Raw genomic sequence first — 13285 nt, 5'->3', positions numbered from 1 at the left:
TAGTTATGGTTTGTAGCTGCCCGTTATCTTTCTTGTTCGGCATTGTAGAGTGCGATGTCGCCTCTCTCTGCAGTACGTATGCGTATGGCATCCTCAATGGGGATGACGAAGATACGTCCGTCGCCGATTTCACCGGTTTGTGCAGATTTGATGATGGCTTGTACGGTCTTTTCCGCATTCTTGTCGCGCACCACGATGGAGATAAGGATGCGCTCGATGGAACTGGTGTCGTACATGACACCACGGTAGATACGGGCTTGTCTGGATTTCCCGATGCCCCGTACATCATAATAGGAGAACCATTCGATGTCCGCTTCGAGCAGCGCGTCTTTCACGTCCTCGAACTTGGTCTTTCGGATAATAGCTTCAATCTTTTTCATACCTTAAATAATTTACGATTAGACAATTTACGATTTACTATTTGCCTTTCGGTGTGTGTAAATCATAGGTTTTTCATCTTAGAAACTTAGTCCGACTACGAAATAGGCACCTTCAGACCTTGGATTCCAGGTTGCTTTGGCAAACAACGGGAGGGAGAAGGAATCGGTGATTTTGATGTCTTTTGATACTCCCAGGCTGACGTCGCATACGGCAAATCCGTTGGCTCCATAGAAGTCCGTGGCCCAAGGGGTAGCGCCTATCTCGGCCGTCCAGTCCAGACCGCCCAGTGTGAAGGGGGCTGCCACGGAGATGTAGGATGAATAAGCACGGTCACCGTCTTTGTCAACACCGTCGTCGCCTGCAAAGTTGGTGTACCAGTTTACGGCTACGGGGCCGAAATCATAGCCGATTTGCGCTTCGAACAGATGTGAGTTGGCAGCATTGTGTGCACCGTACTGGAAGTATTTGGCTGTCACCCCATCTCCGGTCACATTGTACCAGTAGTCCGTCACCGATACGCTGAAGCCTCCGGTTGAATATCCCAGTATGAGGTCGAACTCTTTCGTGTCCGAACTCTCGATGCCTACGGAGCCCCAAGCTCCCAGAGAGAAACCTTTGTAGGCGATGGATGCGCTCGGCTGGAGGCTTACCCCTCCCAAATCCTGGCCACGCCACACGTAACCGCTTACGAGGTCGACGCCTGCCGACGCTTCCACTTTATCCTGAGCCTTTGCCGTGAAAGGCATTGCCATTGATAACAGCGCCATTGCCATTATTCCCCATTTTACACTTTTTGTTTTCATACCTTTTTACCTTTAAGTTTAGAAAAATTCCGGATGATCAGTCCGACTCGATTATAGCAAGTACCTCGCTAATTCAATTGTTTTTTATTTCAGCCACTTCCGGATGCGCTTCATGGCTTCCACGCAGTCTTCGTGCTTGCCGAAGGCCGTCAGCCGGATATATCCTTCACCGCTGGGGCCGAAACCTACACCCGGTGTGCCCACTACATTGGCTTCGTATAGCATCTGTTCGAAGAACCGCCAGGAGCTTGTTCCGTCGGGCGTTTTCAGCCAGATGTAAGGAGCGTTCACACCGCCGTAGACTTTCAGTCCGGCCGCTTCAAGGCCCTGCTTCATGGTCCGGGCATTGTCCATATAATAATCTATCGTTTCCTTTATCTGCCGCTGTCCCTCCGGTGTGTAGATGGCTTCTGCCGCCCGCTGGGTGATGTAGCTGGTACCGTTGAACTTGGTAGATTGGCGGCGGTTCCAGAGCTTGTTCAGCGGGATGCGTTCGCCTTCCAGCGTGGCGGCAGTGAGTTCTTTCGGCACAACGGTGTAGCCACAGCGTACTCCCGTGAATCCGGCAGTCTTCGAGAAGCTGCGGAACTCGATGGCGCATTTCTTCGCTCCTTTTATCTCGTAGATGGAGTGGGGCACGTCATCTTCGCGGATGAAGGCTTCGTAGGCGGCATCGAACAGAATCAGCGTGTCGTTGGCGAGCGCATAGTCCACCCATTTCTTCAGCTCGGGCTTGGTCAGGGTGGTTCCCGTCGGGTTGTTGGGATAGCAGAGGTAGACGATGTCGATGCGCTTGTCCGGAATCTCCGGGATGAAGTCGTTCTCGGCGGTACAAGGCATGTAGGTGACGTTGCTCCACTGGCCGTTTTCCTCCAGTACTCCGGCACGTCCGCACATCACGTTGCTGTCTATATAGACCGGATAAATAGGGTCGGTCACTCCCACGCTGTTGTCGTGGCGGAGAATGTCGCCGATGTTTCCCGTGTCGCTCTTTGCTCCGTCGTTCACGAAGATTTCCGTAGGACCGAAATGGATGCCTCGCGGAAGGTAATCGTGCTTGAGGATGGCTTCTATCAGGAAGTCGTATCCCTGCTCGGGACCATATCCACGGAATGTCCGTGCGTCAGCCATCTCCTCCACTGCCTTGTGCATCGCTTCGATGCAGACCGGTGGCAGTGGCCGGGTAACGTCTCCGATACCCAGACGGATGACCTCTTGCTTGGGATGTGTTATCCTGAAAGTATTTACCTTCTTGGCTATGTCTGAAAACAGATAACTGCCCGGTAGCTTTAAAAAATGTTCGTTTACTAATGCCATAATCTTTTCTTGGTTGATAGTTGGTGGTTAGTCAATTAATTCAATTTTGCCGTCGAATACTTTGGTGGCTTCTCCCGTCATCAGTACATGCCTGGTGGCGATGTCCCATCGGATGGTGAGTGAGCCTCCGTCCATGATGATGATGGATTCCCTTCCTGCGCGTCCGGTGAGGAAGGCTGCCACGGCGGTGGCACAAGCTCCGGTTCCGCAGGCTTGGGTGATGCCCGAGCCTCGTTCCCAGACACGCATCCTTATTTTTCCTTCTCCCAATATCTGGGCAAATTCCACATTGATGCGTCCGGGGAAGAGAGGGTGATTCTCCAGTTTGGGACCGATGACTGTAAGGTCGATGGCTTCAATATCATTGACAAAGATTACCAGATGTGGGTTTCCCATGGATACGGTGGTCCCTACATATCGTTCTCCGTCCACTTCGATGGGCTGTTCTTTCATCGGTTTGGCTCCTTTGCCGTCGTAGTCTGCCGGTTCGTCGGCAGGTATGCCCATGTCTACGGTTACAGAGTTGACCTTTCCGTCTGCCAAGTGCAGGTTTAGCATCCTTATACCTGACAGTGTATCGAGTGCGATTTCTGTTTTGGAGGTCAGTCCGTAGTCAAAAAGATATTTTCCGATGCAGCGGCTTGCATTGCCGCACATCCGGGCCTCCGAGCCGTCGGCATTGAATATCCGCATGCTGAAATCGGCCTTGTCCGAAGAACCGATAAGTACCAGACCGTCACTTCCAATTCCCGTATGCGGTGCACTCCATGCCCTCGCAAGCTCTTCCGGATGGCTGATAGGATATTGGGTCGTATCTACATAAATGTAGTCGTTTCCGGCACCGTGCATCTTGGTGAATTTTATAGCTCTTGTCATTTTGTCCTTTATCGGTTGGTTAATATATCCTTTTGTTTTATTTCGATGCAAATATACGACGTTTTGTTTTATAATTAACTGTAAAGCATATCTATTTTCTATTATTTTTTAGCGAAACTTTCATTCAATGAGAATATCTACTGTCAGGCTTTCAATTTAAAAGCATATGGCTTTGTTTTTATATAAATTGTAATCCATGTGAAAGTTTAGTTTGATTCAAAATAAGAAAAAAGATTTTTCATAGGGCTAATTGCTATCTTTTTGAAAACAATAAACCGCTCCATTGCGGACATAATGAAGCGGTTTGTTTGGTTTTTGTTTCTAAATGTATAAGGAGCAGCTATTTTTTCTTTAAAATTTCTTCCAGCACTACCGGCTCATTGGTTGTGATGAAATCTACTCCTTGGCTGATGAGCCATTCCATGTCTTTGGCTTCGTTTACGGTCCAGGCGTTTACTTTCATGCCGAGGTCGTGGCATTCCTTTATCCATTCAGGATGTTTTTGGAAGACACTGAAGTGATAGTCGGGACCGGCACAACCCCATGCTTTCAACTCCTTGGGGGTAAGGTCACCGGTCAGGTAGTAGACGGGGGTGCCTTTGGGTGCCAGACGGATAAACTCCTTGGTGGCATGTTGGGAGAAGGTGATATATTCCGTACGGTCCTCCAGCCCTTTGTCCTTTATCATTTTTACGATGCTCTCTACGGCTCGTGTTTCCTGTTCGGGGGTCTTGTGGGCTTTCAGTTCGAGGATAAGGCGGGTTTTCAGGCTTTTTGCCTTGTCCAGATACTGTTGCAGGGTAGGGAGTTGTTCGCCGTTGTCCAGTTGTACGGCGGTGCATACCTTGGCTGTGGCATCTTGCATAGTCACGCCTTTAAAGGTGGCGTCATGATTGACAACCAGCTGATTGTCTGTGGTGAGCCAAACGTCGAACTCGGAGCCGTAGCAGTGGATAGAATCAGCCTTTACAAGTGCGGCAAGGGAGTTCTGAGCCGAACCGTCTGTAGTCCAGAAACCACGGTGGGCAATGACTTCCTGGGCCTGGATAGTGCCGCATGCAGCAAAGAGCAGGGCAGAAGCAAAAAATTGTTTTTTCAGATTCATAATGATTAGGGTGTTTTGTTTTGAACACAAAGATAAGTATTATATTTCTTTTATTAAATCTAACCCCTGAGTAATTTCAGTATGTACTTTCCGGGCATCACGATGCGAGCTTTCAGTTGGGGTGAGCTGTTCAACTCATATAGGATTTTCCAGATTTTCCCTCCCAGTTTTCCAAAATCTGTCAGTCTCAGGATGGCATTCAAATCGTGGATGTCGGTTACTTTCTGCCTTGCCAGCTCTTCCATCAGGCCTTGGTAATTATGCGTCTGTCTGTTGAGCGTGTACTCCGGTGGAGTCAGAAGAATCTCCTCCTTCCTTCTTCCCGTCTCCCCTTGGGGAGATAGAGAGGGGGGTTCTTTATTCTCTTTATTTAGTTTATTTGCTAAAGCGCTGCTTGTCTTGGCATCCCTGATTCTCTGCTGGTTAACCAGTCCACCGCGACGTCCGGCCTCCTTTTTAGCTTCTTGTTGGGCGTCCCATGGCTCCATGCGGCGGCTTAGTCCGGGGGATGAGAAGCTTGTCTCGTTCACCTCGAACAGTGCATAGTCATAGATGATTCGCTTCAGTGTGGCGGTTGTCACCCTTGCTTTTTGTGCCAGTATGGGAATCACTTTCAGGCTGGCTTTATATTCATTCTGCAATCTGAGGAATTCGAGCACTGTCCAGTAAATGCCATATCCTTTCATACCTTCTTCTTGTATCATAATCATTAATTTTAGGTTGCTGCCGGCATTGGCATCATGTAGTAAATAAGCCTCCATAGCTTTTGATATTGGTGTTTTTTGTTAGTTTACTATCGGTCTCCACTCCATAAAATTCTCAATCAGAAAAGTCCGCCAGCCTTGTTGTTCCGCGTCCCAATAGGCTACGTGAGCTTTAATGCTTGTCACGTCATGTTTCTTTTTGAAGTCGTTTTCGTAGGAAACAAGGGTTCCTTTTCCCATGTAGAAGCTACCGTCCTGCTTTCGGTAGGCTATCAATGCATATCCGTATTGCATGTATTCCAGTAGGGAATTTATGCGCTGTGCCATCCATTGTACAGACTCCATGCTCAATGTCGTGTTTTCCGTAATCCGTTTTTCCCATAGTTTTTTTGTTTTTTCTGTTTTGGATACAAATTGCTCCTCAAATTCAGTTTTCTCTTTTCCCATTTTTTATGTTTTTAGGGTTATTAAATGTATGATAATCAGCAATGAAAAAGGGCTACTCCTTTCAGTACGGATGGCTACGCCCTTGCCTTGTTGAGGCTACACCATCCGACGAGAAAGGTGTAGCCCTTCTGTCCGGTTGCTGACGGCGGCAAAATTACTGCCTTTCCAGGTACTGAACTATCAGTGATTTATCCTTACATCATATCCGTATGGGTCAATCAGTGTGGTGTCTTCCTGTTTTATGATGGCCCATACCTTCTCCAATTCGGTGATTATCGTGCTGTAAGTCAAAGGCTTTTGCTCTCCTCTGGCTCTCTTTGTGAAGTTTTCGGATGCTACGAGCAGTTTGGCTATATCCGTTATTTTTCTAATTTTTGTGCCTTCAAAATAGCCTGATTTAAAGGCTCTTAAGTAACCTACATAAACATGGGTCTGGTCTCCGTAGTAAACCCGTTCTGCCAATAGCTTTTCATCCACTATGGAGCTGTGTTCTTTTACTTTTGTTGCTCTTAGTTTCTGTGTATCAGATTGATACGACATGCTTCTCTGTTCGTTACTGTTGAGATGCTTCTTTTTTTGAGTTCTTTCATTTGTGTAATTCTTTGTTCGTTTAACTGTTTTTTATTCTGGTTAAAAAATGCGAAAGTATAAAAAGTGAGGGAGAAATAAGGGAATTTTGGAGGGAAATGTGAAGGGTGAGTTGTAAATGGTTGATATATAAGATGATATGCTGTTTAAAAAACGTACGTTTAATGAACGCAAAGATAGAGACGTTTTTTGTAATGGCAAAATGTTTGATAGAAAAATGTTCCTAATAATAAATAATGATAAGTATATTACATTGAATTTCAGCAGTATATGCAATATGTGTAATCAGTTAAAATCTTCTTATTTTTAGCTCTTTGAGTATGTCTTGTATAAGTTCGAAATAGGTGTTTTTTAAACGTACGATTAAAAAACGCTTTTTTGTTTCTAATACGTTCGTTTATAGTCTCTTACCAAAAGGTAATGAACAACCGCAGAGAATCTGTTGACAAGAAGGGCATAGTGCTTGTCAAACTTCCCATAAAATGCTCGCAAGTGATTGAACTACAGTTCTGTAATAGTAGTTCAAAGCCCCCAAGGAATACCTTTTTCTAAGTAAAATTAACAAGAATAGAAATGGATAAAGAGACCGAAGTTTGGTTTGCCATGCGTGCTACATACCGCAGGGAGCTTGAAGCTATGCATCTTCTCGAAAAGGCAAATCTTGGCTGTTTCATTCCCATGCAATATAAGATAAGTATCCGTAGGGGCAGGAAAGTCCGTGCTTTGGTTCCCGTCATCCGTAACCTGGTTTTTGTCCACGCACGTCCTTCCGAAGTGCAGCGATTTAAGTCTCAAATTACTTATTTGCAATATATTACTGATACCCGTAGCGGTCAGAAAATAGTCATTCCTGACCATGATATGCAGCGTTTCATAGCCGTTGCTGGTACCTACAATGACCATCTTCTCTATTTTCAACCCGAAGAACTGAATCTCTCCAAAGGTACGAAAGTCCGTATCACCGGTGGCGACTTCGAGGGTCAAGAAGGTGTTTTTCTAAAAGTAAAAGGTGCCCGTGATCGTCGTGTAGTGATTGCTATACAAGGTATCATTGCCGTTGCCATGGCGACCATCCATCCAGACCTCATTGAAGTAATCCGCTAGTCTTTAACTTTTAATTTATAATTTTTAATTACTACTCATGTCTCTTTTAGAAGAAGCACTCCTCCTTCAGCGTGCCGCGCACGATCTGATGTATTTGGGTATGGACGGTAGTCCTATCTATAGCGATGACTTGTCCCGTCGTAACAGCGAAGTCTATCGCTTGACCACAACTTTGTATAATTCCGGCACTTGGGGCACCACGGTGGAGGAGCAGGCAAATGTCTGTCTGGCGCTCTTGAAAGGGTATAGTGTCTCGTTCATTGACCATGGTGAAAAACAGCAGCATGTGCAGGAGGTGTTGAGGCGTTGCTGGGATACTCTTGATTCTCTTCCCTCCTCTTTGTTGAAACTCCGCTTGCTTACGGCTTGTTATGGAGAGGTTTTCGATGAGCCTTTGGCCGACGAGGGCCGTTCCATCATTGCTTCTTGGGATTCCGCCTCGCTCACGGCAGAACAGCAAGAAGCCATTGCGGAGTTCCAGAACGTGATGGATAACCCTTATCCATGGGAGGAAGTGGAATAAGTAGTGTTTTGGGATGCTTCGGCGGCCAAATGAAAAACTATAGTTTGCAAATATAAAAAACGGTAAACCAGTTTTTCCTTTTTAGAAAAATCGTATATTTGCGTACTGAACATTCATAGGTAGGAGCAAATGGATATGACGCGTAAATTGCCTATCAGTATACAGGCTTTTGAAGAATAGAGGTATATTTTAGGAGAATAAATTTTCCAAAAATAAGGTGGCATACAATATACTTTATATTAAAATGCTTATCTTTGTTTTCAAGATAAATAATGAATCATGAAATCTACACTAGATTATGTAAATTTGTTGCGCCGTTATTTTGAAGAGGTAGCACGTCAGGAAGGGGTCACAAAAATGGCTCTGTTTGGTTCCGTGGCCCGTGGTGAACAAAATGAAGATAGCGATGTGGATGTTGCTTATGAAGGTTCTCCAAATCTTTTTTTGCGTATTCGTATGAAGATGGATTTGGAGCAGCTTTTTGGGTGCAAAGTAGATGTTATTCGTTTGCGCAAACAGTTTTCCGGAACTGTATTTGGCGACAACCTCAATAAGGATTTGATTTATGTATGACGAACAGCGCATATATTCACTATTAGAACGAATAGAGGATGCTATTTTGCTAATACAAAATCAGACAGATAGCATAGAAACAGCGGATTATTTTTTGAATAGTCAGGAAGGCATTTTTATGTTGGGAGGTGTTTGTATGCAACTTATTTTTATAGGAGAGAGTGTAAAGACGCTTGATGCTAAAAATGTAGGCTATTTAGCCGATTATCCGGAAATACCTTGGCGGGAAGTTATGGGGCTTCGTAACGTTATAGCTCATGAGTATCATCATATAGATGCAGAAGAAATTTTGAATGTAATCAAGAAAGACCTCCCTGTTTTGCTTTCTGTTATACAAAGAATGAAAAATGAAATTTGATTAGTTGCATAGCGATGTGGCTTAGAAGTATCTTGAACAATTTTCTAAGAAAATGATTAATGGTTGTAGGGAGGCTTATCGTATAGTGAAGGCATGAAAGAGGATTAGAAAGGCCGATACATTCCCTAATGGTATTTCCATCGTTAGATTCTGCCAGCAGAATGGTATTGTCTACTCGCAGCAACAATACCCTAGCCAACGCCCTTAAGATAGGAGTCAGGATGTTAAACCTTATTTTGGTGAGATTGAAATCCCAACTGCTGAAAGTGAAGTCTGTGCTGAATATAGATGAAACTTGGATAAAAGTTAGAATAAAGTTGTTGAATGACGGACGCAAGCTTGTCCATTATTACAAGAAGTATATCTGGGCTTTGGTAAACAAACTGGAGAATATCACTTATTTCTTCTATGACAACGAGGAGGATGACAGACCCGTGGCAGCCGTCCTATTGAAACTTTCCTGGGAAGCATACAAGTCCGATGGCTATATGGTTTACAAGCACTTGGCAGAGGTAAACCCTCAATGTGAGTTCATACTCTGTTGGGCGCATGTGCGCAATAAGTTTGCCATGACCTTTGAGACGAACAAGGATGCGACTGCTGAATGGTTTGTTCTGAAAATAGGTGAGTTGTATAAGATAGAGGCTGAATGTATCCTGAAACGCTTGAAACCTCACGAGATAAAGAAGCAACGGTGCCAGGATGATGTAACACGCATATTGACTTCTATTTATGAAAAGGCGGTGAAGCTGTTGAATAATAAACGAAAACATTATGGTGAGATGATAAGGAAGTCGCTCAGCTATATGGTCAATGGTTGGGATGAACTTCTGAATTATAGAAAGGACGGCCGATACACTATAGACAACATGCTTGTTGAAAGAGCCATCCGCCCTTTTACGGTACATCGGAAAAACTCTTTGTTCTATAGTAGCGAAGAGGGTGTTGAAACAGCACTGGCATTTTTCACTCTGATTGAAACCTGCAAGAATGCAGGTCCAATGCCCGTGACTATATCGCAACTGCAATTAGGCTTTTGATGGATACGGGAATGAGAATTATGATGACCTCGTTCCTATGTCAATGGCTATATAATACATTATAAATCGTTAAATTATAAAATGCTCGAAAGTCCATACTCTTGATTTTTAAGAGGGTGAACGCTATTGAGTGCTTACAAATCAATCTCCTTTTTGTCGTTATTTATCAGGAACCGCCTTGTGGCGGCTTGCCTTGGGTTATACGTCAAAATTGGACGTTAACAGATATCTCCGATAATTATTTTACAGTTTTATGAGTAAGAGTCAGAGAATAATCAGGAATAGTTTGCTGCTTTATCTGAGGATGGGGATTGTGATGATTGTGACCTTGTATACGTCTCGAAAGGTTCTGGAACTTCTGGGTATTGATGATTTTGGATTATATAATACGATAGGAGGGGTCGTTTTAATCTTTACATTTGTCAATGCAGCTCTTTCAAGTTCCACAGCGCGTTTCCTTGCTTATGAATTAGGTAAAAGCGACTATAGTGCTTATACGAAAACATTTAATATCAGCTTGGTTTTACATTTATCCATCGCTTTGCTTTTTTTGTTATTGGCAGAAACTATAGGGCTGTTCTTTGTCAATACCTATCTAAATTTGCCTTTAGATAGGATGCAAGCGGCAGGCTGGGTATATCAACTATCTGTGATAAGTGCTTGTGTTAACATTGTAAGAGTCCCTTTCAATTCATGGGTCATCGCTTTTGAAGATTTCACTTTTTACGCCTATATTGGGGTTGTTGAAGCTGTATTAAGGGTGTTATTCGTTTTTTTACTCTTTTATTTACCGGGTGATAAGGTGATATTATATGCTGGTTTGGTGATGCTGCTCTCAGTTTTGATAACTCTTTGTTTTTATGTCTATTGCAGAAAGCAACCTTATTATCATTTTTATTTTGTGAAAAAGAGAGATGACTATATGGGACAAATAAAATTCTCCGCTTATCGGCTATTTGGAGCTTCATCTCAACTTGCGGAGCAGCAAGGTGGAAATGTGATAGTTAATATTTATTACGGTGTGACTGTTAATGCAGCAATGGGTATCTCCAATCAAGTTAATGCTGCTATAAATAGCCTTTTAGCTGGTTTTCAAAATGCATTTCAACCAGTGATAACCAAATTGTATGCTTCAGATGAGAAAGAGGAATTATTTCTCTTTGTATCAAGTACGGCAAAATACTCCATTCTTTTATTTTGCTTTTTAGCAATTCCATTAGTCCTGAATATAGATTATATCCTACATATATGGTTGTCTACTGTACCGGATTGTACATCAATATTTTGTGTGTTGATAATTATTTGTTCGGCTATAGAGGCTTTCTCGGCACCATTGTGGATGGTAATATTGGCAACTGGGAATATCACAGCATACCAAATAATATTATCTACTCTTACATTTTTAGGCTTTTTAGTGGCTTTTCTATCTTTGTTCTTTGGTGCAAGCGTAGAATCCATCTTTTATTATCGTATAATGACTTATGCTTGTATACTGTTATTCAGGCTCTATTGGGTACGCAGGCAGATTAACTTTCCTTTTTATGATTTTCTAAAATCGGTGATTCTTCGTTCTCTTTTTACGGTTACTATATCTTATGCTGTGACGTTGACAATTTGTTGTGATCTGTATGGCTTGGAAAGGTTGCTATTGTCAGGAATATCTCACTTGGCAATTTTTACCATTATTCATTATTTCTTTTACTTAAATAATGCGGAACGGAATAAGCTAAGACATCTTCTACTCAAAAAGCAAATAAAATAAATATGATTGACTGGAATGAATATCCCTTGAACTTATTGAGTAAAGTTCAAGTGGAAGAAGCTGTATCAACATCTTCTTATGTAATTGTAGATATGGAGGCTCGTGAGTTGTTGTCACCCAATCGTTTTGATATTTATGCGAAGCTTCTATATATAGACCATAAAGTAAAGGGCGTGGATATGTCTTATGCGATGAGTGTCTACAGAAAACATATAGAGGTAATTACTGGATACTCATTTGCTGAAAATGGTCAACCGGATAAAAATTCATTTGATAAGTTTATAAAATGTTTTGACCATTTAGTTGAGTCTTTCCAATTGAGAGGATTTGACCCGACTCTTTCCCTGATACCTGTTGATGCAGATAACTTACCTATGGATGGAAGTCACAGGGTGAGTTGTGCAGCTTACTTTAATCAAAAAATTCGAGTAATAAAATTTATAAACTATAGGCGCTTCCCATATACAAGTGAATGGTTTGCTAAAAACCATTTGTTTGAGAATGTGTTGGGAGCAATTTCGTTGGAGGCATGTAACTGGCACTCTGACTTATATATGGCTTGTCTTTGGCCTGGAGCTTATGAACAAAAAGAAAATCGAAAACAAGCTTTGAAAATACTGAAAGAAACTGTCAGTATTGTTTCCTGCTTACAGCTTGATTTAGGAAAAAATGGCTTGAGAAACCTCTTAATACAGGTTTATGGTTTTATGCCTTGGATAGGTAATGCCCGCAATCATTTTATGGGAATTTATCATAAACTCAATGAAATCTGTTCTTCTTCAAACTGCACAACTGTTGAATTTATATTATTTCAAGGCAAGGGATTGGAGTCTGTGCTGGAATTGAAAGAGACGATAAGAATGATTTTTAATCAAGGTAAAGGTTCTATTCATATTACGGATAATATGGAAGAAACCAAACAAATTGCTCGTCTTATATATAACCCTAACAGTGTTGCCCATATAAAATATGCTTATCCTGATAAGTTTCTGAAATCATGGGATATGTGTATAAAATATAAAAGTTTTTTAATAGATAATGGGTTTAATTTGGATAACTATATTATTGATTCTTCGATGGTAATGGCCATTAATGGAATACGAGAGGCGGGAGACCTTGATTATTATACTATAGATTCTGAAGATAAGAAGGAATCATTACATTCCATGCAACCGAGTTGCATGGAATGTCATGATAAATATGCTATTTATCATGACATTTCAATAATGGATATGATATACATTCCGAGCAATTATTTTGTTTTTAATGATTTAAAGTTTTTGACGCTTGATGCTGTAAAGCGATTTAAAAAAAAGAAGGGGGAAAAGAAGGATTTATTGGATGTTAAGCTTATAGAGTCTTTTTGCTCGATGAATAGTGACCAATGGCGTTATCGGTTATTGTTAATTCAGAATGCTTATCGAAGAAAGAAAGCCCATTTAATTCTTAGATTTAAGAGCTTTCTTCGTATCATACTGGTTAGGTTGCATTTGTTGGAATTTGTAAAGAGAAAGATGGTGGGTAAATCTTAAAAAGAAAAAGTTTTGTAGTACGGTTCCGAGTATGAAGAGGGTAAAAATTCCTCTTCATACTTGACCTTTTTACTTAATTTAAAAGTTTGTATTTGAATACTTAATCTTATGGATAGTTTTGTAAGCAGTCAAAAAATGGCTATTGATTGCAACCTCTATCTTCGCTGCGAAC

Annotated in this window: 15 protein-coding genes; 7 read left to right on the top strand and 8 right to left on the bottom strand. The window is 42.1% G+C overall.

Going from position 1 to position 13285, the window contains the following annotated elements; genetic code table 11:
- Positions 1-23: 23 nt before the first annotated feature.
- From DW039_RS14380 to DW039_RS14345, 8 genes are all read right to left on the bottom strand, one after another.
- Positions 24-380, bottom strand: a complete 357-nt coding sequence (locus tag DW039_RS14380; RefSeq protein WP_005827548.1) for a P-II family nitrogen regulator — start codon at positions 378-380, stop codon at positions 24-26.
- A 78-nt stretch (positions 381-458) separates the two neighbouring features.
- Positions 459-1184, bottom strand: a complete 726-nt coding sequence (locus DW039_RS14375; protein ID WP_005837306.1) for a hypothetical protein — start codon at positions 1182-1184, stop codon at positions 459-461.
- Positions 1185-1268: 84 nt separating this feature from the next.
- Positions 1269-2501 carry an LL-diaminopimelate aminotransferase gene (locus tag DW039_RS14370; RefSeq protein ID WP_055288638.1) on the bottom strand — a complete coding sequence of 411 codons (1233 nt, stop codon included), beginning with the start codon at positions 2499-2501 and terminating at the stop codon, positions 1269-1271.
- A 27-nt stretch (positions 2502-2528) separates the two neighbouring features.
- On the bottom strand, positions 2529-3377 hold the full coding sequence (dapF, locus tag DW039_RS14365) for a diaminopimelate epimerase (RefSeq protein ID WP_005827555.1): 849 nt from the start codon (positions 3375-3377) through the stop codon (positions 2529-2531).
- Between the two features lie 340 nt (positions 3378-3717).
- Positions 3718-4482, bottom strand: a complete 765-nt coding sequence (locus DW039_RS14360) for a glycerophosphodiester phosphodiesterase family protein (protein ID WP_120382066.1) — start codon at positions 4480-4482, stop codon at positions 3718-3720.
- Between the two features lie 59 nt (positions 4483-4541).
- Positions 4542-5243, bottom strand: a complete 702-nt coding sequence (locus tag DW039_RS14355; protein ID WP_117749740.1) for a Lin1244/Lin1753 domain-containing protein — start codon at positions 5241-5243, stop codon at positions 4542-4544.
- Positions 5244-5267: 24 nt separating this feature from the next.
- Positions 5268-5633, bottom strand: coding sequence for an SH3 beta-barrel fold-containing protein (locus tag DW039_RS14350; RefSeq protein ID WP_044468832.1), 366 nt, complete (start codon positions 5631-5633; stop codon positions 5268-5270).
- 180 nt (positions 5634-5813) lie between these two features.
- A complete protein-coding gene (locus tag DW039_RS14345; protein ID WP_008664386.1) occupies positions 5814-6173 on the bottom strand; it encodes a hypothetical protein in 360 nt (119 codons plus the stop codon).
- Between the two features lie 615 nt (positions 6174-6788).
- On the opposite strand from DW039_RS14345, the gene DW039_RS14340 reads away from it, so the two are divergent.
- The 7 genes from DW039_RS14340 (at position 6789) to DW039_RS14310 (ending at position 13113) form a co-directional block, all read left to right on the top strand.
- Positions 6789-7325 (top strand): UpxY family transcription antiterminator, encoded by a 537-nt coding sequence (locus DW039_RS14340; RefSeq protein WP_057254150.1) that lies wholly within the window; start codon positions 6789-6791, stop codon positions 7323-7325.
- 37 nt (positions 7326-7362) lie between these two features.
- Positions 7363-7848: a UpxZ family transcription anti-terminator antagonist gene (locus DW039_RS14335; protein ID WP_120382065.1), complete on the top strand. Its 486-nt coding sequence runs from the start codon at positions 7363-7365 to the stop codon at positions 7846-7848.
- Between the two features lie 279 nt (positions 7849-8127).
- The gene (locus tag DW039_RS14330; protein WP_120382064.1) at positions 8128-8421 is read left to right on the top strand and encodes a nucleotidyltransferase family protein; all 294 of its coding nucleotides are present in this window, start codon (positions 8128-8130) and stop codon (positions 8419-8421) included.
- Positions 8414-8779: a DUF86 domain-containing protein gene (locus tag DW039_RS14325; protein ID WP_120382063.1), complete on the top strand. Its 366-nt coding sequence runs from the start codon at positions 8414-8416 to the stop codon at positions 8777-8779. The genes DW039_RS14330 and DW039_RS14325 overlap by 8 nt, the downstream gene beginning before the upstream one ends.
- A 239-nt stretch (positions 8780-9018) precedes the next feature.
- On the top strand, positions 9019-9819 hold the full coding sequence (locus tag DW039_RS14320; protein WP_243635037.1) for a transposase: 801 nt from the start codon (positions 9019-9021) through the stop codon (positions 9817-9819).
- 253 nt (positions 9820-10072) lie between these two features.
- Entirely contained in the window at positions 10073-11581 is a 1509-nt protein-coding gene (locus tag DW039_RS14315; RefSeq protein WP_120382062.1) for a lipopolysaccharide biosynthesis protein, read from the top strand.
- Between the two features lie 2 nt (positions 11582-11583).
- The gene (locus DW039_RS14310) at positions 11584-13113 is read left to right on the top strand and encodes a hypothetical protein (protein ID WP_120382061.1); all 1530 of its coding nucleotides are present in this window, start codon (positions 11584-11586) and stop codon (positions 13111-13113) included.
- Positions 13114-13285 lie beyond the last annotated feature (172 nt).

This window comes from Bacteroides sp. AF39-16AC (assembly GCF_003602735.1).
GTDB classification, from domain to species: domain Bacteria; phylum Bacteroidota; class Bacteroidia; order Bacteroidales; family Bacteroidaceae; genus Bacteroides; species Bacteroides uniformis.
This window is presented reverse-complemented; position numbering and strand designations above follow the sequence as displayed.